Source organism: Salegentibacter sp. BDJ18 (assembly GCF_017579965.1).
Lineage (GTDB): Bacteria > Bacteroidota > Bacteroidia > Flavobacteriales > Flavobacteriaceae > Salegentibacter.
On sequence record NZ_JAFLQX010000014.1, the window covers coordinates 21,763 to 44,946 of the forward strand.

Genomic DNA, 23,184 nt, shown 5'->3' on the forward strand with positions numbered 1-23,184 from the left:
GTTATTCTTTGTTCTCCTTTTCTATAATTTCAAGAATTTCCCGAAGTTCCCTTGCGCTAATCTTTTCTTCTTTAGCAAAAAAGGAAACCATACTTTTATAAGAATTATCAAAAAAACGTTTTGAGGTCAGACTCATAATATGTTTCCTGTATTCTTCTTTAGAAATTACGGGATAGTATTGATGTGTATTTCCATACGCTGTATGGCCAACAAAGCCTTTGTCTTCTAAATGTCTCACAATAGTTGAGACTGTATTGTAATGATATTTTTTATCCTGTATGTGCGGAATAATTTCTTTAACAAATGCTTTCTCCAATTGCCAGAGAATACGCATCACTTCTTCCTCTTTATTAGTTAATCTTTTCATTTTGATTTTGTTTGGTTATTTCAAATATAACTAAAAAAATAGTTTGATTACTAATTAAATAGTTTCTTTTTGATTTATGATGCTTTTAAGTTTAGCTCACAGGATTATTTTATCTTCGCAAAAAAAAAATAGATGAGTATTGTTTTTATTCTTATTGGGCTTGTTTTGTTGGTTGTAGGTGGAGAATTTTTAGTTAGAGCTTCTGTAGCGCTATCTTTTAAGTTCAATATTTCCAAAATGGTAATTGGTTTAACGGTGGTATCGTTTGCTACATCGGCTCCCGAGCTTCTGGTAAGTTTACAGGCTGCACTAAGTGGTTTTTCAGATATTTCCCTGGGAAATGTGATAGGTTCTAACATTGCCAATTTAGGTTTGGTACTGGGTATTACGGCCATAATCACCTCAATTTCTGTAGACAGGGAGTTTTACCGGTTTAACTGGCCGGCAATGATGCTTTTCTCTATTGTACTTTATTATTTCTTATATACCGGTGAATATATTTCGCGACTGGAAGGTCTCTTATTATTTATAGGTCTTATCGTTTTTCTAATTTTATTAATAAGAAGATCTCGTAGAAAAACTGAAATTGCAGTTGAGGGAATAGACGACTCACTTAAAGAGACTTCAAATTTCAAAATGATTATCTGGTTACTAATAGGAGGCGTGGCACTTTGGGGAGGTTCAGAATTACTGGTAGATGGAGCTGTAGACCTGGCAACAATGTTAGGAGTAAGTGAAAGGGTAATCTCTGTGACTATGATTGCAATTGGGACAAGTGTACCAGAACTGGCAGCATCGGTTATTGCAGCCTTAAAAAAGGAAAAAGCACTTTCGCTGGGGAATCTTATAGGCTCTAATATTTTTAATATTGCTTCGGTTTTGGGGATCACCGCAATGATTCAACCTATTTATATTCAGTCAGATCAAATACTTACCAACGACATTTTCTGGATGATTGGGATTGCTTTTGCCATTGCACCGCTAGCTTTTTTACCAAAACGCTTTCTTTTCAACAGGTATAAAGGTGTGATTTTATTCGTAAGCTATGTAATTTTTACGGGTCTTGCATTTTTGGGTTAATTTTAAGGGGGTGTATTAATAAATACATAAAAATTTAAATCAGAGGCTTGATTTTTAACGGGGTGTCTGTAAAAATACATACATTTGGTAGCTGAAATTTAAAATTTATCAAACACACCAATATGTCAACTTTACGATTTGAAGCTTTAAAAGAAACCTTTAACCGCAAGCCGGTTAAGATTAAAGAGCCGGCCAGAAGGTCTGAGCTTTTTGGAACAAATGTGTTCAACGAAGCCTCCATGAAGCAATACCTTACCAAGGAAGCTTACGAAAATGTGATGGAAGCTATAAAAACCGGTAAGAAAATTGACCGTAGAGTGTCAGACCACATTTCTACTGGGATGAAAGAATGGGCCATTTCAAAAGGAGCTACCCATTATACACACTGGTTTCAACCATTAACCGGCGCAACGGCTGAAAAACACGATGCCTTTTTTGAAACCCAGGCCGATGGTTCTGCAATAGAAAAATTTGGTGGAGGTGCTTTGGTTCAACAAGAGCCAGATGCTTCAAGTTTCCCAAGTGGAGGAATTAGAAATACTTTTGAAGCCCGTGGTTATACTGCATGGGATCCTACTTCTCCTGCTTTTCTTTGGGGAACAACGCTTTGTATTCCAACAATCTTTGTTTCTTACACAGGTGAAGCTTTAGATTATAAAACACCTCTTTTAAGAGCATTACAAGCTGTAGACCAGGCAGCAACATCTGTAGCTAAATATTTTGATAAAAATGTTACAAAAGTAACCGCTACTTTGGGCTGGGAGCAGGAATACTTCCTTATTGACTCTGCTTTGGCGGCCACGCGTCCGGACCTTTCTTTGGCAGGGCGTACTTTGTTGGGACATTCTCCTGCAAAGGGACAACAATTAGACGATCACTATTTTGGTTCAATCCCATCCAGGGTATTGGCCTATATGCGAGACCTGGAAATTGAGTGTATGAAACTTGGTATTCCGGTAAAAACGCGTCATAACGAGGTTGCACCAAACCAGTTTGAGCTTGCACCTATTTTTGAAGAAGGTAACCTTGCCGTAGACCATAATTCATTAATTATGGATATTATGAGCAAAATTGCCGAGAAACACCACTTTAAGGTAATTCTTCACGAAAAACCATTTGCCGGTATTAACGGTAGTGGTAAACACAACAACTGGTCTTTAGCAACAGATACCGGGACAAACTTATTAGCACCGGGTTCTACACCAATGAAGAACCTTCAATTCTTAACTTTCTTTATCAATATTATTAAAGCAGTACATGATAACGAAGAATTATTAAGAGCAGCTATTGCAAGTGCATCTAACGATCATAGGTTGGGAGCAAACGAAGCACCGCCCGCAATTATTTCAGCATTTATTGGTTCTCAGTTAACCGAAGTGTTGGATGAATTAGAAAAGGTAACCGACGGAAAACTATCTCCGCAGGAAAAAACCGAGCTAAAACTTAATGTTGTAGGTAAGATTCCGGAAATTTTACTGGATAATACCGATCGTAACCGTACATCATCTTTTGCCTTTACCGGTAATAAATTTGAATTTAGAGCTGTTGGTTCTACCGCAAACTGCGCTAACCCAATGACGGTTATTAATACCATTATGGCCAAACAACTAAACGACTTTAAATCTGAAGTTGATGAGTTGATTAAAGGCAAGAAAATGAAGAAGGATGATGCTATCTTTAATGTACTTAGAGAATACATCAAGCAATCTAAGAACATTCGTTTTGAAGGAGATGGTTATGGTGAAGCCTGGGAGAAGGAAGCTAAAAAACGTGGCTTAAGTAATAATAGAACTACTCCACAAGCCTTAAAAGCTCAAATTTCTGAGAAAACAATCGCTCTTTATGAAGAAATGAAGGTGATGAACAAAGTGGAACTTGAAGCGCGTCACGAAATTGAACTTGAAGATTACGCGATGCGAATCCAGATTGAAGGTAGAATCCTGGGAGATATTGCCAGAAATCATGTTATCCCAACTGCAGTCCGTTACCAGAACATCCTTATAGAGAACGTAGAAGGCCTGAAGCATATTTATAACGAAGACTTCAAGAAGCATTCTAACGAGCAACTGGAACTCATTGAAGAGATCTCTGAACATATCGCTAAGATCAACAGCGGAGTTAAAGCTATGATAGAGGCCAGGAAAGTAGCTAATAAGATAGAAGATTCTGAAAAACGAGCCTTCGCTTATTGTGATGATGTAAAGCCTTATTTTGATGAAATAAGATACCACTGTGATAAATTGGAACTTCTGGTAGATGATGAGCTATGGCCGTTAACTAAGTACAGAGAGTTACTTTTTACCAGGTAATTTTAAATATATAATTATAAAAACCACGTGTGCAAACACGTGGTTTTTTTGTTTCAGAACTAATTTTAAAAATTTTAATTACCTAATTTGAGTACTATTTTCATTATTTTAATTCTATTACAGAAGACTTTTTCTGTTTTTAAGAGGATTTCCGCATTTTTGGAGCTTTCCCGTACCGGAAACTACCTTTATTATTATTAAGAATTATAAGTTATTTCCTACAATTTTTATTTTAGCGTGTATTAAACTGCTTTTTAGCGCAGAATTTCTTCAATTTTTATCGGGGACTTGTAAAATAATTATAAATTATTATAAATCAGTGCTTTATGTGTGTTTTAGTCTTCTTTTGAAATGAGCTTATTATTTGGATAAATTTTATAGGAAATTTCACACCATATCGATTAATTCAATTTTTTTAAAGATTTTAGAGCGCGGCTATAATTTTATTTCTTCCTATTAAATTTTTAAAATTTTTATAACTGTAATTTTTATAAATCTACTGAAAACTAAAGATTTAGAATCTGCTTTTCAATGAATTATATAAAATATAAAGAGGATAAGAAAATTCCTACTAATTCAAATAAGTGCATACGGGTTTTCCCGTATAATTATTCCTTTAAGATTCATTTCACATCTTGTCAAAAAATGTAGCTCTTCATCGAAAAGTATATTTTCGTCCTAAAATCCATCCTATATTAGCATCAGAATTTAACACCCCCCTAAACCTTCCCCCCAAGGTTGCGTCAAATTCTAACTCCCTACACATTATGCCCCCAACATTAATTCTATTTCTATAGTATAGTTTTATTATAGTTATGAAGAAGACTCGTTTTGCCCCAAAGTGAAATTGTAAGTTTTTAATTTAAATATTTTTTTAACCTTAATTTTTTATTATGAAAAAAGTGATTTTTTGCGCTAGCGCGCTAATGTTTGGGGCAGTTGCATTTGCTCAAAGTAATTCAAGTCTTGTTGGTCAATCTGGTAATCATAACCAATCTGATGTAGATCAACAAGGATTATCTAACCTGTCTTTTGTTTCTCAATCTGGAGATCATAACTCTGCTGATGTAGATCAAAAAGCTGAGTATAATGAAGCTTTTGTTATTCAAACCGGAAGTCATAACTCTGCTATTTCAGGTCAGAATGATGATGGTCTACAAGGACCAGCGGCGAATTTATCTATACAATATCAAAGTGGTAGCCACAACGAAGCTGTAATTTCTCAAGATTCTCCATATACAAATGGTGCAGGAAGCGGAACTGTAAATGGTATGGCTATACAAATACAATCTGGAAACGGCAACGATGCTAGTATCGAGCAATTAAACAGCAACCATGTTTCTGTTCAAACGCAGTCTGGGGATAATAACTCTGCTGATGATTTTCAAACTGGTGCAAGTCATGAATCTTATACCTTTCAATCTGGAAACCACAATGAGAGTGATGTTTACCAAAACGGATGGGGAAGTAATTCTTACGTAACCCAAACTGGAGATCACAACACTAGTGATGTAGAACAAAAAGGAGATCGCCATATGTCCTGGTCTATGCAATCTGGAAATCATAACGCCAGCACTGTTACTCAAGGTGGTAGCATGCATATGAGCTTAGTGAACCAGAGTGGAAACCATAACACTTCAATGGTTAACCAGGGTAACCTAGTTCCATCAGCAAATTAATTAATAAATAGAAAATAACCCGGATGTATTTTAGGCATCCGGGTTATTTTTATTTTAAAATTCATCTTATGAGAAGTATTGGTTTTAGCACTTTTTTATTACTGCTTTGTTTTAATTTCCAGTTAACTGCCCAGGATAATTTAACTCATAATCGAATTCAAAATCAGGTTGTAGTAAATCTTTTGGCAAGTGTGCAAAAGGAGAATAAACAGGTAAATAATGAAGTCTTCATAAATCAAATTGGAGATAGAAACCAGGTATATACTTCGGTAAGAGCCCAGGAGAATAAATCTGTTTACATTCAAAATGGAAATTTTAATAATATTTATTCTAATGTTACTGCCACAACCTTTTCATCTTCAATTGTACAAAATGGAGACAGGCATAAGGCTTTCAATTTTGTGAACAGTCCTGGAGAAGAAATAAGTTTAGAGCTTAATCAGCAAGGGAAAAACCATCATTTTGAACAATATGGTTCTAATTCTATTGGAAATAATCTGAAATTTCATATGAATGGTGATTCACGCTCTTTAATTGTAAGAAATTTTAAATGATTTCATTGAGAAAAATAATATCGGGACCATTGAATTTACTGGTTCTAATATTTTTAATTTCAGTTTCTGCTGAAGCTCAAAATTTTAATTCAGAAGTAGAAGCTTCTATTAAAACCAATGATAATAAGGATAATCTCCTGGAGATTACGGGAATTTCTAAAAATTTAACCGAGGCTACTTATAGTTTGCACTACGAGTTATCGGTAATTACTTCATCTGGAGATAATAATTCTTCCAAAAATTCTCAAACGGGCCGGTTCACTTTAGAGCCTTTTGAAACCCGGGAACTTTCTTCAACTACAGTTTCAATTAACCCACAACAACGCAGCATTATTCTTTTAATAATTTATAACGAAGATGATGAGGTTATGGGTACCAGTAGAATTGTATTTGAAGAGAAAACAGAGGAAAAAGAAGAAAACCAACTCTCTTATGAAAAAAGAAACGAAGGAATTGAATTAACCAGTATGGTTATTCAAAGAACAAAAACGAAACCCGGAAAAGATTTCTACGACTTTTTTTACCAGCAATACAGTCTAAATCCTGTAGAAGGTAATAAAATGATAGAAATAGAAGAAATGATAAGTTTTGGCCGAACAACAAAAATAATGGTAAAGGTAGATGATAAGGTGATTTATGAATTTTTTGCCAGACCAAAATTAGACTATTTAAAAGAACAGGCTGTTACGGCCTTACAGCAGGTGAATAGGTATATGGAATACCTAAAAAACCGAAGCGAAAAGATTTCACAATATTAATTTTTTAATCCCCCCGATTATGAAAAGATTAGTTTTAATTCTATTATTTTTTTGGTGTCTCCCAATATCTGCTCAAGAATTGGTCTATACACCTAAAAATCCCGCATTTGGTGGTGATACATTTAACTACCAGTGGCTTTTAAGCAGTGCGCAATCACAAAATTCTTTTGAAGATCCTGATGCTGCACGCAAGGAACTTTCTGAAATGGAACAATTTACCCAAAGTTTAAATTCACAGTTACTGGGCCAGGTAGGCCGGCAGTTATTTACTGAAGAATTTGGCGAAGCAGGTTTACAGGAAGGTAAATATACTTTTGGCAGTTTGGCAATAGATATTTTTCCCTCTAACGAAGGTTTGGTAATCAATATTCTTGATACCAATACCGGCGAGCAAACTCAAATAATAGTTCCACAATAAACCTCCTATTTATGAAATTTTTGCAATACTCCATTTTAGTGGGGGTAGTGGTGCTGTTTTGTTCTTGCGGATCTTATTTTAACCAACCTGTAGACTATCAGGATGCTAGAATAGGGGAGAGTACAAATGCTACAACCGCCCTTAAAAATCTCCCTCTTCCCGAAGAACCAGTGGTAGTAGGAGTCTATAATTTTAGAGATTTAACCGGCCAGTATAAACCCTCAGAAATGGGGAGTACCTTTAGTACAGCCGTAACCCAGGGAGCTACTTCAATTCTTATTAAAGCACTTGAAGACTCTAAATGGTTTACTACCATAGAAAGAGAAAATGTAGGAAACCTTTTAAACGAAAGAAATATAATTCGTTCTACCCGCCAGGAATACAGGGCTAATTCTAATACCAATGAACCGCAACTTCCACCTTTGCTTTACGCCGGAATTATTTTGGAAGGAGGTATAGTATCTTACGATACCAATATTATTACCGGTGGTTTAGGGGCCAGGTATTTTGGGGTTGGTGGTTCTACCCAGTATAGACAGGACAGGGTTACTATTTATTTGAGAGCTGTTTCTACTTCTAGCGGAAGAATTTTAAAGAATGTTTACATTTCTAAAACTATACTTTCCCAGGCTTTAGATGCCAGTTTATTTAAATATGTGAGTTTTCAGCGTTTAATGGAAGCTGAAACCGGTTTTACCCGAAACGAGCCTGTACAATTAGCGGTTACCGAAGCTATAGAAAAAGGAGTAGAAGCCCTGGTTTTGGAGGGAATTCAGGATAATTTATGGACTCCCAGAGAAGATCAGCAACCTTTAGCAAACGAGTTAATTGCTCTCTATAATACCGAAAAAGAAGATGCTGGGATGGACAGGTTATATAACCGCAAGTTTATAGATAAAACCGGCAGTTCTATTGGAGTTAATGTAGGGACTTCTTTAATGAGCGGGGATTTCTCCAACGCTGAGGCAGGTGAAATGTTAAGATTAGATTATACCAATAATATTTTCCCTTCCCTATCTGTGAATCTGGCAGCCAATGCATTTGAGCTTAAAAACCAGGGCGCATTTTCAGAAAAGTTTGTAGGCCTTGATGTGAATGGACAATATAATGTTTTGCCTAACGACACCTTTGGACCTTATTTATCTGCCGGAGGCGGCGTTGTTTTTGGTTTGGATAGCGATGAGGTGCCAGATGGAATGACTTCAACGCATTTTAAACTTCAATATGGCCTGGGGCTCGAGTATATGATTACCGATAAGTTGGGCATAAGAGGTTTTGCAGAGCATAACCTTATGTTTAACGACGAACTGGACCGGTTTGTTCACGGTAAGAGAAACGACCATTATTTCAACTTTAATATTGGTCTTAATTTTCACCTTGGTAAAACTAAACGTGAAAGAAATAACAACTTAAACAATCAATAATGAAAAATCTAAAATATATTTTTCCGCTGTTATTTATTTTCATTTCAGTGGGGTGTAGTGAAGACACGATTGATGCTTTACAAAGCGGAAGCATAACCGGAACCGTAGTGACCGAGGGTGATTTTGAACCAATAGAAAATGTACGCATTTCAACCACACCGGCAACTTCTACAGTTTTTACCGATGAGAACGGGGAATTTATAATTGAAAACGTTCCGGTAGATGAATATTCTGTGCAGGCCAGGAAAGAAGGATTGTTAACCCAATTTGAAGGTGCTGAAGTTTTAGCAAATGCTGAAGTAAATGTTATTTTTGAAATGCAACCTGCAAATGCTAATAATAGAAAACCCGATGCACCAACTTTGTTGACACCTCAGGACAATGCAGAAGGAATACCTACCACTGTAGATTTTACCTGGGAATCCCGGGATGCAGATAACGATACCCTTACTTACGAACTTGAAATTAGAAACGATCGTAATAACGAAGTAATTCGGTTTACAGAGCTTCGTGATACCGTACAAACAGTAGAAGGATTAAATTATGGGTATAAATATTTTTGGCAGGTAAAGGTTTCAGATAGCCTTAACGATCCCGTTTTAAGTGAAGTATATTCTTTTAATACGTTAGAATTTCCTAAAACAAGGTTTATGTATGTGCGGGAGATGAATAACAATAACGTAATATTTGCTCGAGATTTAAACGGAAATGAATATCAGCTAACTTCTGCCAGTCAAAATAGTTTTAGGCCACGTAAAAATCATCGTACCAATAAAATTGCTTTCCTTAGAACGGTAGGCAATCAAACCCATCTTTTTACTATGAATTTAGATGGATCGGCTCAAACGCAAATCACTTCCAATATTCCTGTAAACGGCTTTAACCTCGAGAAAGTAGATTTTTCATGGGCTAACGATGGAGCTAGTTTAGTTTATCCAAATTTCGAAAAATTATACAAGGTAAATGTAACCGGCGGCGGAACAAGCCTAATTTATGAAGAACGTAACGGCAAGTTTATAACAGAGGTTGATGTTAGTAATGATAATACTCGAATTGCATTGTTAGTAAATAATGCCACCGGTTATAATGCTGAAATTTATACCATAGATATGTCTGGTAATTTTATGAAATCTGTAATTTCTGGACTCGATGGTGCCCTGGGTGGTTTAAATTTATCGGTAGACAACCAAAGACTTTTGTATACCCGGGATGTCTCAGGTTATGAGAGTGCCGACTATCGTCAACTTAATTCCAGGATGTTTATTTATAACTTCAACACCAACCAAAGTACTGATATTAGTGATGATAAACCTGAAGGAACAAACGATTTAGATCCAAGATTTTCACCAAGTGAAGCTGAAGTTACTTATGTAAATACTTCTAACGATGGGATTTCAGAAATGTTTATAGAACAAACCCTTATTGAAAACGGGGGGGCATCCAGTAGGCAGGAATTATATTCTAATGCAAAGATGCCTGACTGGGAATAAAGATTTTTCTTTTCGGGGGAAAGCGGTAGCGGATTTTTTGCTATCGCTTTTTTTATTTTATAATCTTTCAGCGACTAAGCTAATCTGTTTATCTTTGGGGCTTCAACAATATAATTATGAGTCAGGAAGTTAGTAAAAGATATGCTCAGCGCGGCGTTTCAGCAGGTAAAGAAGATGTGCACAATGCAATTAAAAATGTAGATAAAGGATTATTTCCAAAAGCATTTTGCAAGATTGTGCCCGATTATCTTACCGGAGATGCAGATCATTGCTTAATTATGCACGCCGATGGTGCAGGAACAAAATCTTCCCTGGCCTATATGTATTGGAAAGAAACCGGAGATCTTTCGGTTTGGAAAGGCATTGCGCAAGATGCACTAATTATGAATATAGACGATCTGCTTTGTGTGGGAGCTGTAGATAATATTATGCTGTCTTCCACAATTGGCCGAAATAAAAATAAAATTCCGGGTGAGGTAATTTCAGCGATAATTAATGGAACCGAAGAATTGATTACCGAATTAAAAGACTTCGGCGTTGAAATTCATTCAACCGGTGGCGAAACTGCCGATGTTGGCGATTTGGTGAGAACTATTATTGTAGATTCTACCGTTACCGCCAGGATGAAAAAGTCTGACGTAATCGATAATGCCAATATTAAACCTGGAAATGTAATTGTTGGTCTATCTTCTTCCGGCCAGGCTTCTTACGAAAAGGAATATAACGGTGGAATGGGAAGTAACGGACTTACCTCTGCACGCCACGACGTTTTTTCTAAGGTTTTAGTCGAAAAATATCCTGAAAGTTTTGATAACGATATTCCTGAAGATTTGATCTATTCCGGGACTAAATCTTTAACCGATAAGGTTGAAAATTCACCTTTAGACGCTGGGAAATTAGTGCTTTCTCCCACCCGAACTTACGCACCAATTATTAAGAAGATACTTTCTAAATTCAGCAATAAAGAAATTAATGGGATGGTGCATTGCAGTGGAGGTGCCCAAACCAAAATTCTTCACTTTATAGATAATTTGCATATTGTTAAAGACAATATGTTTGAGGTGCCACCACTTTTCAAACTCATTCAGCAAGAAAGCAAAACCGACTGGAAAGAAATGTACCAGGTTTTTAATATGGGCCACCGTATGGAGCTTTATGTAAATCCTGAAATTGCCGAAGAGATTATCGCTATTTCTAAATCTTTTAATGTAGATGCCCAAATTGTTGGTAGGGTGGAAGCTGCAGATAAAAAGAAACTTACTATTAACAGTGAGTTTGGAAAATTTGAGTATTAAAACCTTCTTCTAGTTTATTGATAGTAGTGATTTTTTGAAAAGTATAGATTGCATAGAATTTCAAGCTAAGTTTTTAAGGTTTCTTTACTTACCTCTAAAAATATACCCTATTGGCGAATAAATTGAATATATATAACTCCAAATTTGTTTTTGCCTCAACCGTTGTTTGGGTTATACTCAATTTACTTAGTCTCTATTTTTTTACTGAAGAAGCCAGCAGGTGGGTAAGGGTCGCAACATCTTCGTATTTTATTTTATGGAGTTTGTCTTTCCAGGCTTTTAAATCTAAAATTCATTGCGTATTATTTTCCTTTTGGATTTGCGATATAGCGCTCCTTTTTTACGAAAATCAAATCTTTAATTTTATAACTTTTATTTCCAGATCTTCGATTTTCTTTGCGTTGATTTTAATTGTTTTTCCTAAAATTAGGGCTATAAAATTTAGGTTTTTTGAATTGTTTCTGGGTTTGGCAGTGGTAGGTATTAATATTTATCTATTGTTTGAACTCTTAGATATGGTCCCAGAAGTTCACTTATACGATTATTTTGATCCGGCCTATTTGGGCTTTACCATTCTAACGATGATGTTGGTTGGAACAGCAATTACTTATAATAATAGGTACAGCAACAAAAAAAGTTCTTATTTTTTGCTGGCTGCACTTTTCCTGGCCCTCTCTGATGTGAATTTCTTTATTGCCTTCTATTTAGATATGCCCGTATTTTATTACCCCGATAGATTTCTTCATATTTTTAGCCTTGGTTTAATTATTCTTTTCTGGATGAAACCTTTAGAATTCAACTACATTGAGGGGGTGGATGCTGAAGTATAATCTTTAAGTTGAAGAAAGCTTAAATTAAAATTTTCTGTTTTTTTAGGCTATAAATCTAAAACGTACCAACTCTTAAATATTGATAATCTTCCAAAGCTTTTTCCTCTTTAATAAGCTGTGTACTGCCATTTTTTAGAAGATAAATCTCATCGCTGGAATCCAAAATATGCCGATACATATGGTCGGTAATAATTATGGCTTTTTCTTTCTTTAATTTTTGAAGTAAATGTTTAATTTTCTCTACATACAATGGCGAAAGATGCGAAAATGGTTCGTCTAGAAGAATAAGTTTAGCTCTGCTATTTAGGCAAATATAAATTTCTACTACACGTTGTTGTCCACCTGAAAGCTCTCGCATTTTATTGTTTTTTGTGGCCTTAAATTCAGGGAAAATCTTTAAAAATTCCTTTAGATCTACTTTAAAAAGTTGAAAGCAGGTTTCAATTTTCATTTTTGGCGGAATAAAATTTTGTTGCGGTAAATAGCTTACCATTCCGTATTTAAAAAGTGGTTTCAGGTAAGGTTTCTTGTCAATTCTAATAAGTTTGTGCCTGGGCTGAAGCCTTCCGAAGAAAATATTGAGCAAACTACTCTTGCCGCAGCCATTTGCGCCAAGAATTCCAGTAACTTTTCCTATTTCAGCCTTTAAGTAAACTCCGTTAAGAATTTGCTTTTCGGCAAAATAAAGTTCCACATTATCAATTTCGAAGATCATATTATCAGAGAATAAATTCCGGCAGAGATTAAGATGAAAATAAAATCTATAAGTAAGCTGAATATAAATAGCTTTATACTGCTAAGGGAAAGGTTTTGGTAAAAGTAAAGCTGGTGTTTGTAAGTAGTTTTATATAAATAATAGACTAAAAAAGAGAGGAAAATCTTGAACATTACAATTAAGACTACAGGATTCCCGAAAAACAGGAAAAAGAAATTCAATAAAATAGACCCCAAAATAAATTGTCGGTAAAAATAAAATATTGCCCTGGTTTTGCTTATCATAAAAGTTGTAAGATCGTTTCAATTTACAATTCTTTTTTCAATCTTATAATTCGCCCAATTTATCGTAAATTTGTTTTCCTAAAATCAGTATGATTATATGATTGAGAAGCTTAATATAGTAAAGCAGCGTTTTGATGAGGTGAATGATCTTATTATTCAGCCCGATGTGATTTCAGATCAAAAGCGATACATAGAATTAAATAAAGAATATAAAGATCTTAGGGCTTTAATGGATGAGCGCGAAAGATATTTGGAACTCACCAATAATATTGAAGAAGCCAAAGAAATTATTGCCGATGGCAGCGATGCGGAAATGACCGAAATGGCCAAAATGCAATTGGAAGAAGCCGAAAAGGAAGTGCCAAAGCTGGAAGAAAAGATTAGGATGATGCTGGTTCCAAAAGATCCAGACGATGCCAAGAACGTGGTAATAGAAATTAGGGCCGGTACCGGTGGTGATGAGGCTAGTATTTTTGCCGGAGATCTTTATAGAATGTATACCAAATATGTGGAAAGCAAAGGCTGGAAGCATAATATTGTAGATTATAGCGAAGGTACCAGTGGCGGATTTAAAGAGATGATTTTTGAAGTTTCTGGTGAAGATGTTTATGGTACAATGAAGTTTGAAGCCGGTGTACACCGTGTACAACGTGTGCCACAAACCGAAACACAGGGTCGTGTGCATACTTCTGCAGCTACCGTAATGGTACTTCCTGAAGCTGAAGAATTTGATGTAGAAATAGATCCAAAAGAAGTGAGAATAGATTATTTCTGTTCTTCCGGTCCCGGTGGGCAATCGGTGAACACTACTTATTCTGCCGTGCGATTAACTCACGAGCCTACAGGATTGGTGGCACAGTGCCAGGATCAAAAATCGCAGCATAAGAACAAAGAGAAAGCCTTTAGAGTATTACGTTCCCGTTTATATGAAATGGAACTTGCTAAAAAGCAGGAAGCCGATGCCGCCAAAAGAAACTCTATGGTTTCCAGTGGTGACCGTAGTGCGAAAATTAGAACCTATAACTATTCCCAGGGAAGGGTTACAGATCACCGTATAAACCTTACCCTTTATGATCTTTCAAACATCATAAATGGGGATATCCAGAAAATACTGGACGAATTGCGATTTGTAGAAAATACAGAGAAGCTTAAAGAAAATTCAGATATATTTTAACAATTTCGGAGGTGCCTCTTATCGTCAAGCTGAACTTGTTTCAGCTTCTAACTTGTTTGAGATATTAACTAATTAGATTCTGAAATGAATTCAGTATGACGATTTTTCTATGTTTTCAATAGCCTCGAGTTTTATTTTAAGAATTACTTTCCGCGAAAGCGGAATTTTCTTTTTATTTTGAATCTTATTAATTACAAAAAACTAACCTATGTCCCCACAAGAATTAACTGAACAGATCTTTAAAAAGCAATCGTTTTTATGTGTGGGACTTGATGTGGATATAGATAGGATTCCCACCTATTTATTGTCTGAAGACGATCCTATTTTTGAATTCAATAAAGCTATAATAGACGCAACTCATAAATTTTGCGTGGCTTATAAGCCTAATATCGCTTTTTATGAAGCTAATGGAGTTGAAGGCTGGCAGGCTTTAGAAAAGACAATAAATTACCTTCACCACGAATATCCCGAAATATATACCATTGCTGATGCCAAACGTGGCGATATTGGTAATACTTCCAGAATGTATGCTAAAACTTTTCTCCAGGATCTCGGTTTCGATTCGGTAACGGTAGCGCCCTATATGGGAAAAGATTCAGTAGAGCCATTTTTGGAGTTTGACAATCGCCAGGCAATTTTACTGGCTTTAACTTCTAATGAAGGTGCTTTCGATTTTCAAACTCAGCAAATTGATGGCGAAGAACTTTATAAAAAAGTACTTAAAACCTCTAAAACCTGGAAAAATTCTGAGAATTTGATGTACGTTGTGGGAGCGACTAAAGCTGAATTTCTGAAAGAAATAAGGGAGATTATTCCTGAAAATTTCTTGTTAGTACCTGGTGTTGGTGCCCAGGGCGGAAAACTGGAAGACGTTTGTAAATACGGAATGACTAAAAATGTTGGTCTTTTAGTAAATTCTTCCCGAAAGATTATTTATGCTTCAGAATCTTCAAATTTCGCTGAAATAGCTGGAGCCAAAGCTGAAGTGCTTCAGCAACAAATGGCAGAAGAGTTGAGGAAACTTTAAAATTCTAACATGGAAGTGATAGATCAATTACAAAGAAAGATTTCCCTTCCCAACGTTCTAAAACGAATTATTTCCTTAGTTCCCAGTCAAACCGAACTTCTGGTAGACTTAGGTTTGGAGGAAAACCTGGTAGGCATCACAAAATTCTGCGTTCATCCCCAATATCTTCGGAAAACCAAAACCGTTGTAGGTGGCACAAAGCAGGTTAAACTAGAAAAAATAAAAGCACTAGATCCTGATATTATTCTTTGCAATAAAGAGGAGAATACTCAAAAAATGGTGGCGGAGCTGGAAGAAATTGCTCCCGTACACGTTTCAGATATTGTGAAAATTGAAGATGCTTTTGAATTAATGCATCAATATGGGGATATTTTTCAGAAAGAAGCTTTAGTGAAAACAATGGTGAATTCCATTAGAGACAAGATTGCTGTTCTTCAGGAAAAACTTCTGGATAAACCGGTAAAAAAAGTAGCTTATTTTATTTGGAAAAAACCTTTAATGGTTGCTGGGAAAGACACTTTTATAGATGAACTTTTAAAACTAAATAAGTTTGAAAATGTGTTCAAGGAATCAAGGTATCCAGAAACAACTCTTGAAGAATTAAAGGCTAAAAATCCCGATGTAATTTTACTTTCTTCAGAACCTTATCCATTTAAGGAAAAACATAAAGAATATTTTTCAGAATTAAATATTGAAATTCAACTGGTAGATGGGGAATATTTTAGCTGGTACGGGTCAAGTTTGGTAGGAGCAATAGATTATTTTAAAACGCTTAGAAGTTAATAATCTATTTTATCATAATTCATTCTTCGAAGTTCCCTTAGAATAGATTTTGCACGAGCGTTCAACCGGTCACTTTCCTCTTTATCGGTAAGCGCCAACTTGTAAGCTTTGTGCATAAGGTGAGTATACTTATCACACAGGCATTCTTCTGTAGATTTTGTTTCAAAGATTTTGAACATAATTTTGTTTTCGTCTTTGATGCAAAGATAGGAGCCAACACCGCAAAGGATTGCTAAGTCGGCGTTAATGTTCATGTAAAAAATCTTTCTTTCAGGCTTTAAATGTTAAAATATTAGAGATGCCCTTTTAATACTGGTTGTCTTGCAGTGCGAATACTCGTTGTAAAAGATTTGTAGTCCTTGCAGAAACCTTTTCTCTTATTTCTTTTTCTTCAACCGCGATCATTGTATAAACACCATTTAAAGCTTCATTGGTTACATAATCGGCCAGGTCTGGATTAACATTGTTGGTTAGCGGTAAACTGTTATATCGGTTTATAATATTGGTCCATACTTCAGTAGCACCTACTTTCTCCAGGGAATTGGTTACAACAGGATTAAATTTGCTGTAAAGTGGCTCTTCGGTTTTACCGGTAAGATACATTGTAGCGGCGTTATCCTGGCCTAATAGTATATTTCGCGCATCATTAAACGTGATTTCTTTAACGGCATTTACAAAAATTGGAGTGGCTTCTTTAACTGCTTCTTCAGCAGCCCTGTTTAATACTTTTAAGCCTTGATCTGCTAAAGCGTCCAGCCCAATATCACGAAGGGTTTTGTCTACCTTTTGCAGTTCTGCCGGCAAAGTAATTCTTACCAGTTTATTGTTGTAAAACCCATTTTCCTCCGTAAGTTTTGTGACTTGCTTTTCAATTCCCATGTCTAAAGCCTGGCGCAAACCTGAAGCTATTTCGGTATTGCTAACGCCTGCTTGCGGGTAATTTTCGGCTATAGTTTGTAATTCAGCACAGGAGGAGAAAATAAATATGCTTAAAATGAGAGTAATCTTTTTCATAGAATGCTTTTTTGCAAATGTACCATTTTTGCAAAGAAACCGATTGGCCGAGAAAACAGCTGTTAAATAAAAACTATAGTTTTGTTATTGAAAACCAGGGTTTTTCTTTCAATATGATATTTTACTCCTTTGGCTAAGACAATTTTTTCCAGGTCTCTTCCTTTTAAAATAAGGTCTTTAATTGAATGGCTATGTGAAATGCGTGTAATATCCTGTTCAATTATAGGGCCAGCGTCTAGCTCTTCAGTTACGTAATGACTGGTAGCTCCAATTATTTTTACACCTCGTTTGTAGGCCAGGTGATATGGTTTGGCTCCGGCAAATGCAGGCAGGAATGAGTGGTGAATATTAATGATTCGATTGGGAAAACTTGCTATTAAAGACTTTGGTATTATCTGCATATACCTGGCCAGGACAATAAAATCTACTTTTTCTTTTTGAAGCAATTCAAGCTGGATTTCAGCAGCTTTTTCTTTTGTCTTGGCAGTTGCAGGAATATGATGAAACGGAATTCCAAAATTTTGGGCTACCTGCTCAAGGTCTTTATGATTGCTAATAATTAATGGTATAAATACTTTTAGTTCGTTTGATTTATATCTGCTTAAAATATCATACAGGCAATGGTCGTATTTAGAAACAAAAACGGCCATTCTGGGTAGTGTATTGTCTGAATACATTTCCCAGGACATATTATATTTTTCAGCAACAGTTTCCTTAAATTCTTCTTTGGTGGCGCTAATATTGGTTTCCGCATTAAACTCACATTCCAGACGCATAAAGAAAACAGTATTTTCTACATCTACATATTGATCTATATAAATAATATTGCCCTGCTTTTTATAAAAAAAGGAGGTAACGTGAGCAATAATTCCTGAAGTGTCAGGGCAATGTATAAGAAGCGTAATTTTTGACATAGCAGGATTTTAAAAGATAAAATTAAGCATTTTGGGCTGTTTCATTAGGCCTGATTTTAGAATTATATTAATATCACAGAAGGCTCTTGAGAATTACAATTTTCGTAAATTGCAGTACCAAAAACACGATATCATTACAAATGGAACAACAAAAACCATATACGCCTAAAAATAAAATAAGAATCGTTACCGCAGCTTCGCTTTTTGATGGGCATGATGCGGCTATAAACATTATGCGCCGAATCATCCAATCTACGGGAGTTGAGGTAATTCACCTTGGTCACGACCGTAGTGTAGACGAGGTGGTGAATTGCGCTATCCAGGAAGATGCCCAGGCTATCGCAATGACTTCCTATCAGGGAGGTCACACCGAGTATTTTAAATATATGCACGACTTGCTTAAGGAGAAAAACGCCGGTCATATCGCTATTTTTGGCGGTGGTGGCGGAGTAATTCTTCCTGAAGAAATTAAGGAATTGATGGATTACGGGATAACCCGAATTTACTCGCCAGATGATGGTCGTGAATTGGGACTCCAGGGAATGATCAATGATATGGTGAAGCGGGTAGATACTGAAACTCGCGATTTGGTTGAAGAAAAATCTGTTGCTGAAGATTTAAAAAATAAGAATGTAAATACTATTTCAAGGCTAATTTCCCTTGCTGAAAATAAACACGATTCTTTTCTGAAGCATTTTGAACCTTTAAGAGAAGACACAGATAAAAGCGAAATTCCTGTTCTTGGAATTACCGGAACCGGTGGTTCCGGAAAATCTAGTTTGGTAGACGAATTAGTACGCCGATTTTTAGGTGATTTTCCAAAGAAAAATATCGGGATTATCTCAGTAGATCCTTCTAAAAGGAAGACCGGCGGCGCTTTGCTGGGAGATAGAATTAGGATGAATGCCATAAACAATAAACACGTTTATATGCGTTCCCTAGCTACCCGCCAATCTAACCTGGCGCTTTCAAAACACGTGGCTGAAGCCGTTGAAGTTCTAAAAGCTGCTGAATTTGATTTGATTATCCTGGAAACATCAGGAATTGGCCAAAGTGATACCGAAATTATGGATCATTCCGACGTTGCTCTATATGTGATGACGCCAGAATTTGGTGCAGCAACGCAGTTGGAGAAAATTGATATGCTTGATTTTGCTGATTTAGTTGCGATCAATAAATTCGATAAACGTGGGGCACAGGATGCTTTGCGTGATGTGAAAAAGCAATATCAGCGAAATCACCAATTATGGCATGAAGACGCTGAAAAACTTCCGGTTTTTGGAACTATTGCCTCTCAGTTTAACGATCCGGGGATGAACACCCTATATCGTCAAATTATGGATAAGATTGCTGAAAAAACCAAAGCCGATCTAAATTCTACCTTTGAGATTTCAGCAGAAATGAGTGAGAAGATCTTCGTAATTCCACCAAAAAGAACTCGTTATCTTTCAGAAATTGCAGAAAATAACAGAAGCTACGACGAGAAAGCCGCAAACCAGGCTGAGGTAGCGCAAAAGCTTTACGGAGTTTTTAAAACTATCGAGTTGGTTTCTGGTTTGGAAATGACAAATAATCAATCTAAATATATAGAAAAACAGGGAATTAACCAGGAAGAAATAAATGAGTTTGCTGAAGATTCCCAAAAGGATTTTCTAAAACTTCTTTTTGCAGAATTTGATCGTGTAAAAATGGATCTCGATCCCTATAACTGGGAAGTGATCCAGAGCTGGCAGGAAAAGGTAAATAAATATGTAGAACCTGTTTATTCCTTTAAAGTTCGTGATAAAGAGATAAAAATAGATACACATACCGAGTCACTTTCACATACCCAAATCCCAAAAGTTTCGCTTCCAAAATATAAAGCCTGGGGCGATATATTAAAATGGTGCCTTCAGGAAAATGTTCCGGGAGAATTTCCATATACCGCAGGTCTTTATCCGTTTAAGAGACAGGGCGAAGATCCTACAAGAATGTTTGCCGGGGAAGGTGGACCGGAGCGTACCAACCGCCGATTTCATTATGTAAGTATGGGCTTACCCGCAAAAAGGCTTTCTACCGCTTTTGATTCGGTAACGCTTTACGGAAATGATCCAGATGAACGTCCCGATATTTATGGAAAAATTGGAAATTCCGGGGTTTCTATTTGCTGTTTGGATGATGCTAAAAAGCTCTATTCCGGCTTTGATCTGGCAGATGCCATGACATCAGTAAGTATGACGATAAATGGCCCTGCGCCTATGTTGCTTGGTTTCTTTATGAATGCGGCCATAGATCAGCAATGTGAGAAATACATTAAAGAAAACGGGCTTGAGGATAAAGTTGAGGCGAAATATAAAGAACTTTATGACGATCGTGATTTAGACCGTCCTATTTATCGAGGGGAATTGCCCGAAGGAAACAACGGACTCGGCTTAATGCTTTTAGGACTTACCGGAGACCAGGTTCTCCCGGCAGAGGTTTATGAAGAAATTAAAGAAAAAACTATCAGTGTGGTTCGCGGAACCGTGCAGGCTGATATTTTAAAAGAAGACCAGGCGCAAAACACCTGTATCTTTTCTACGGAATTCGCTTTACGTTTAATGGGTGATGTTCAGGAACATTTTATTAAAGAAAAAGTAAGGAATTTTTATTCGGTTTCAATTTCCGGATATCATATTGCTGAAGCCGGTGCAAATCCAATTACACAGTTAGCATTTACCCTGGCCAATGGTTTCACTTACGTGGAATATTATTTAAGTAGGGGAATGGATATTAATAAATTTGGCCCCAACCTTTCGTTCTTCTTTTCTAATGGAATAGATCCGGAATATGCGGTAATAGGTAGAGTGGCGCGTAAAATTTGGTCTAAGGCCCTGAAGCATAAATACGGTGCAAACCCAAGGGCGCAAATGTTGAAATACCATATTCAAACCTCAGGTAGATCACTACACGCGCAGGAAATAGATTTTAACGATATTAGAACTACGCTTCAGGCACTTTACGCGATTTATGACAACTGTAATTCATTGCATACCAACGCGTATGATGAAGCGATCACCACGCCAACCGAAGCTTCGGTAAGAAGAGCAATGGCTATTCAGTTAATTATCAATAAAGAGCTGGGACTTGCGAAAAACGAGAATCCAATTCAGGGCTCTTTCATTATAGAAGAATTAACCGATCTTGTAGAGGAAGCCGTTTTAACCGAATTTGATAGAATTACCGAAAGAGGCGGAGTTCTTGGCGCTATGGAAACTATGTACCAACGTGGAAAAATCCAGGAGGAAAGCTTGCATTATGAAACTTTAAAGCATAATGGCGATTATCCAATTATTGGTGTAAATACGTTTTTAAGTTCTACCGGTTCGCCAACGGTAACTCCGGGTGAAGTGATTAGAGCTACGGAAGAGGAAAAGCAACATCAGCTTAAAACTTTGCGTACGCTTCATAAAGCAAAAGAAGATTCAGCTGAGGCAGCTTTAGAGAAAATTAAAGAGGCCTCTATTAAAAATGAGAATATTTTTAAAGAATTAATGGAAGCCACCAAAGTTTGTTCTTTGGGCCAAATAACCCAGGCGATGTTTGAGGTTGGCGGGCAATATAGAAGAAATATGTAAGCAGAGAGCCGCATTCTCAAAGCGAAAAGCTTTGAGAATGCGTGCGAATCGCTTATCCCGATAAGCGCAGCGATATCGGGATCTTTAAAACCGGAATGTTGTTAAAGCAGTTTATTAGAAAAAAAATGAAGTGATGAGCCTGGCGATCACGGCTTTAATATTACAGAGTTATTGATAAATCATCCCAATGGGCGAAAGCCTCATTGGGATTTTTAATTTAAGAATAATTTTATCTCAGGGTTTCAGTAATATCATTCCATGAACCGCCCCGGTTATTTCTTCAATTTTCTAAAAACGGAATATTTTAATTGCAAGGTTTGAAGGTGCTTTAAAATTTTCATCTTTTTTATTGGGCAGCGCTAAAATTCAGATTAGTTTTGCAGCTTCTAAAATTTAACCTGTAACTTCGTAAGTGCCAAAAATTTAAATCTATGGAAAATATCTGGTTATATGCCATAGGTGCGTTTACCGCATTCTTCGCGATTAATAATCCCGTGGGGAATATTCCTATATTTCTTAGCCTTACCAAACAGGCCGATGGAAAAAGAAAGCGTTTTATTTCTAAAAAAGCGACTTTCACGGCATTCGTAATTGTTACAGGATTTATTCTGTTGGGAAAATACATTTTTCAACTTTTTGGTCTCACAATTCCTGCCTTTAAAATTACCGGGGGAATCCTTGTGTTTTTTGTAGGTTTTGAAATGATTAGGGCGCAGCAATCTAGTATTGATAACCAAACCGAAATTGATTTTAACGAAGGAATCTCAATTTCTCCACTGGCAATTCCAATTCTTGCCGGGCCGGGAACTATTGTAACCGCCATGAACTATACTACCACCGCTAGTTATGTAGATATGGCGATTATTGTAGCAATGTTCGGATTAATTATGGTTTTAAACCACCTGGCATTTATTTCCAGTGATTACCTGGTGCGGTTTATTGGACAAAATAAGATTATTGTGATTGAAAAAATAATGGGACTAATAATAGCAATTATAGGAACCAATATGCTTATTGAAGGAATTAAAATCGCTTTCTTCTAAATTTGAAGGTTACACCTTTCTAATTTGTTGAATCCAGTCGGCAATCATCTTATCGAAAATATGAATTTCTTTCTTAAGTAAATTTAGAAATTCATGTTCTTTAGCTCCTGAAAATTCTAGATTTTTACAAAGCAATTGTAAACTTTTACTTGCTTTCCTAATATTTCTAATTCGTTCTAAACGAGAACCAGAACTTTTTGCTGTTGCCACTGAAGCTATACCGGGAGCAAGTTGAAGCGATTCAGATACAAGGTCTCCTGCATAACGGTCTTTAGGGCAGGCTGAAAATCCCATTTCCACAACGTGCTTGTCCTGGGTAAAATGCACCGCCATTGCCCTGGAAAGTTTAAAGATTTCCAGCGCTTTCCGGTAAACCGGCATGTGATATGTATTATTAGGAAAAGCCTGAGCCATTTTTATTTAATTTCAG

The 23,184-nt window shown here is 36.4% G+C and carries 21 protein-coding genes; 15 read left to right on the top strand and 6 right to left on the bottom strand.

What is annotated here, in order from left to right; genetic code table 11:
- Nucleotide 1: 1 nt before the first annotated feature.
- Nucleotides 2-367 (bottom strand): BlaI/MecI/CopY family transcriptional regulator, encoded by a 366-nt coding sequence (locus J0871_RS08490; protein ID WP_208224843.1) that lies wholly within the window; start codon nt 365-367, stop codon nt 2-4.
- A 132-nt stretch (nt 368-499) separates the two neighbouring features.
- On the opposite strand from J0871_RS08490, the gene J0871_RS08495 reads away from it, so the two are divergent.
- The 10 genes from J0871_RS08495 to J0871_RS08540 all read left to right on the top strand — a co-directional run bounded on the left by J0871_RS08495 (nt 500) and on the right by J0871_RS08540 (nt 12,204).
- Entirely contained in the window at nt 500-1,447 is a 948-nt protein-coding gene (locus J0871_RS08495; RefSeq protein WP_208224844.1) for a calcium/sodium antiporter, read from the top strand.
- Between the two features lie 122 nt (nt 1,448-1,569).
- Nucleotides 1,570-3,756 (top strand): glutamine synthetase III, encoded by a 2,187-nt coding sequence (locus J0871_RS08500; protein WP_075326132.1) that lies wholly within the window; start codon nt 1,570-1,572, stop codon nt 3,754-3,756.
- Between the two features lie 893 nt (nt 3,757-4,649).
- Nucleotides 4,650-5,435: a hypothetical protein gene (locus J0871_RS08505; RefSeq protein WP_208224845.1), complete on the top strand. Its 786-nt coding sequence runs from the start codon at nt 4,650-4,652 to the stop codon at nt 5,433-5,435.
- Between the two features lie 68 nt (nt 5,436-5,503).
- On the top strand, nt 5,504-5,989 hold the full coding sequence (locus J0871_RS08510; RefSeq protein WP_208224846.1) for a hypothetical protein: 486 nt from the start codon (nt 5,504-5,506) through the stop codon (nt 5,987-5,989).
- 5 nt (nt 5,990-5,994) lie between these two features.
- Nucleotides 5,995-6,747 (top strand): curli-like amyloid fiber formation chaperone CsgH, encoded by a 753-nt coding sequence (gene csgH, locus J0871_RS08515; RefSeq protein ID WP_208224847.1) that lies wholly within the window; start codon nt 5,995-5,997, stop codon nt 6,745-6,747.
- 19 nt (nt 6,748-6,766) lie between these two features.
- Nucleotides 6,767-7,165: a curli production assembly/transport component CsgF gene (locus J0871_RS08520; RefSeq protein WP_075326136.1), complete on the top strand. Its 399-nt coding sequence runs from the start codon at nt 6,767-6,769 to the stop codon at nt 7,163-7,165.
- Between the two features lie 11 nt (nt 7,166-7,176).
- Nucleotides 7,177-8,589 (top strand): CsgG/HfaB family protein, encoded by a 1,413-nt coding sequence (locus tag J0871_RS08525; protein ID WP_208224848.1) that lies wholly within the window; start codon nt 7,177-7,179, stop codon nt 8,587-8,589.
- Nucleotides 8,589-10,079, top strand: coding sequence for a carboxypeptidase-like regulatory domain-containing protein (locus J0871_RS08530; protein WP_208224849.1), 1,491 nt, complete (start codon nt 8,589-8,591; stop codon nt 10,077-10,079). The genes J0871_RS08525 and J0871_RS08530 overlap by 1 nt, the downstream gene beginning before the upstream one ends.
- A 116-nt stretch (nt 10,080-10,195) precedes the next feature.
- On the top strand, nt 10,196-11,374 hold the full coding sequence (locus J0871_RS08535) for an AIR synthase related protein (protein ID WP_208224850.1): 1,179 nt from the start codon (nt 10,196-10,198) through the stop codon (nt 11,372-11,374).
- 497 nt (nt 11,375-11,871) lie between these two features.
- Nucleotides 11,872-12,204, top strand: a complete 333-nt coding sequence (locus J0871_RS08540) for a hypothetical protein (RefSeq protein WP_208224851.1) — start codon at nt 11,872-11,874, stop codon at nt 12,202-12,204.
- A 55-nt stretch (nt 12,205-12,259) separates the two neighbouring features.
- Here the strand turns inward: J0871_RS08540 and J0871_RS08545 are convergent, their stop codons facing one another.
- A complete protein-coding gene (locus J0871_RS08545) occupies nt 12,260-12,919 on the bottom strand; it encodes an ATP-binding cassette domain-containing protein (RefSeq protein ID WP_208224852.1) in 660 nt (219 codons plus the stop codon).
- A 381-nt stretch (nt 12,920-13,300) separates the two neighbouring features.
- Between J0871_RS08545 and prfA the strand changes: the two genes are divergently transcribed.
- The 3 genes from prfA to J0871_RS08560 all read left to right on the top strand — a co-directional run bounded on the left by prfA (nt 13,301) and on the right by J0871_RS08560 (nt 16,187).
- Nucleotides 13,301-14,377 carry a peptide chain release factor 1 gene (prfA, locus tag J0871_RS08550; RefSeq protein ID WP_208224853.1) on the top strand — a complete coding sequence of 359 codons (1,077 nt, stop codon included), beginning with the start codon at nt 13,301-13,303 and terminating at the stop codon, nt 14,375-14,377.
- A gap of 208 nt (nt 14,378-14,585) precedes the next feature.
- Nucleotides 14,586-15,404, top strand: coding sequence for an orotidine-5'-phosphate decarboxylase (gene pyrF / locus J0871_RS08555; protein WP_208224854.1), 819 nt, complete (start codon nt 14,586-14,588; stop codon nt 15,402-15,404).
- 9 nt (nt 15,405-15,413) lie between these two features.
- Nucleotides 15,414-16,187 carry a helical backbone metal receptor gene (locus J0871_RS08560; RefSeq protein ID WP_208224855.1) on the top strand — a complete coding sequence of 258 codons (774 nt, stop codon included), beginning with the start codon at nt 15,414-15,416 and terminating at the stop codon, nt 16,185-16,187.
- On the opposite strand, the gene J0871_RS08565 is transcribed toward J0871_RS08560, so the two are convergent.
- The 3 genes from J0871_RS08565 to purU form a co-directional block, all read right to left on the bottom strand.
- Nucleotides 16,184-16,366 carry a Lacal_2735 family protein gene (locus tag J0871_RS08565; protein WP_075326145.1) on the bottom strand — a complete coding sequence of 61 codons (183 nt, stop codon included), beginning with the start codon at nt 16,364-16,366 and terminating at the stop codon, nt 16,184-16,186. The two genes, J0871_RS08560 and J0871_RS08565, sit on opposite strands and share 4 nt — an antisense overlap.
- Before the next feature lie 127 nt (nt 16,367-16,493).
- Nucleotides 16,494-17,201, bottom strand: coding sequence for a DUF4197 domain-containing protein (locus tag J0871_RS08570; protein WP_208224856.1), 708 nt, complete (start codon nt 17,199-17,201; stop codon nt 16,494-16,496).
- Between the two features lie 62 nt (nt 17,202-17,263).
- Nucleotides 17,264-18,115: a formyltetrahydrofolate deformylase gene (gene purU / locus J0871_RS08575; RefSeq protein ID WP_208224857.1), complete on the bottom strand. Its 852-nt coding sequence runs from the start codon at nt 18,113-18,115 to the stop codon at nt 17,264-17,266.
- A gap of 140 nt (nt 18,116-18,255) precedes the next feature.
- Between purU and J0871_RS08580 the strand changes: the two genes are divergently transcribed.
- Both J0871_RS08580 and J0871_RS08585 read left to right on the top strand, forming a co-directional pair.
- Entirely contained in the window at nt 18,256-21,711 is a 3,456-nt protein-coding gene (locus tag J0871_RS08580; RefSeq protein WP_208224858.1) for a methylmalonyl-CoA mutase family protein, read from the top strand.
- 431 nt (nt 21,712-22,142) lie between these two features.
- A complete protein-coding gene (locus tag J0871_RS08585) occupies nt 22,143-22,754 on the top strand; it encodes a MarC family protein (protein ID WP_075326149.1) in 612 nt (203 codons plus the stop codon).
- Nucleotides 22,755-22,763: 9 nt separating this feature from the next.
- On the opposite strand, the gene J0871_RS08590 is transcribed toward J0871_RS08585, so the two are convergent.
- The gene (locus tag J0871_RS08590) at nt 22,764-23,168 is read right to left on the bottom strand and encodes a hypothetical protein (RefSeq protein ID WP_075326150.1); all 405 of its coding nucleotides are present in this window, start codon (nt 23,166-23,168) and stop codon (nt 22,764-22,766) included.
- Between the last annotated feature and the right edge of the window lie 16 nt (nt 23,169-23,184).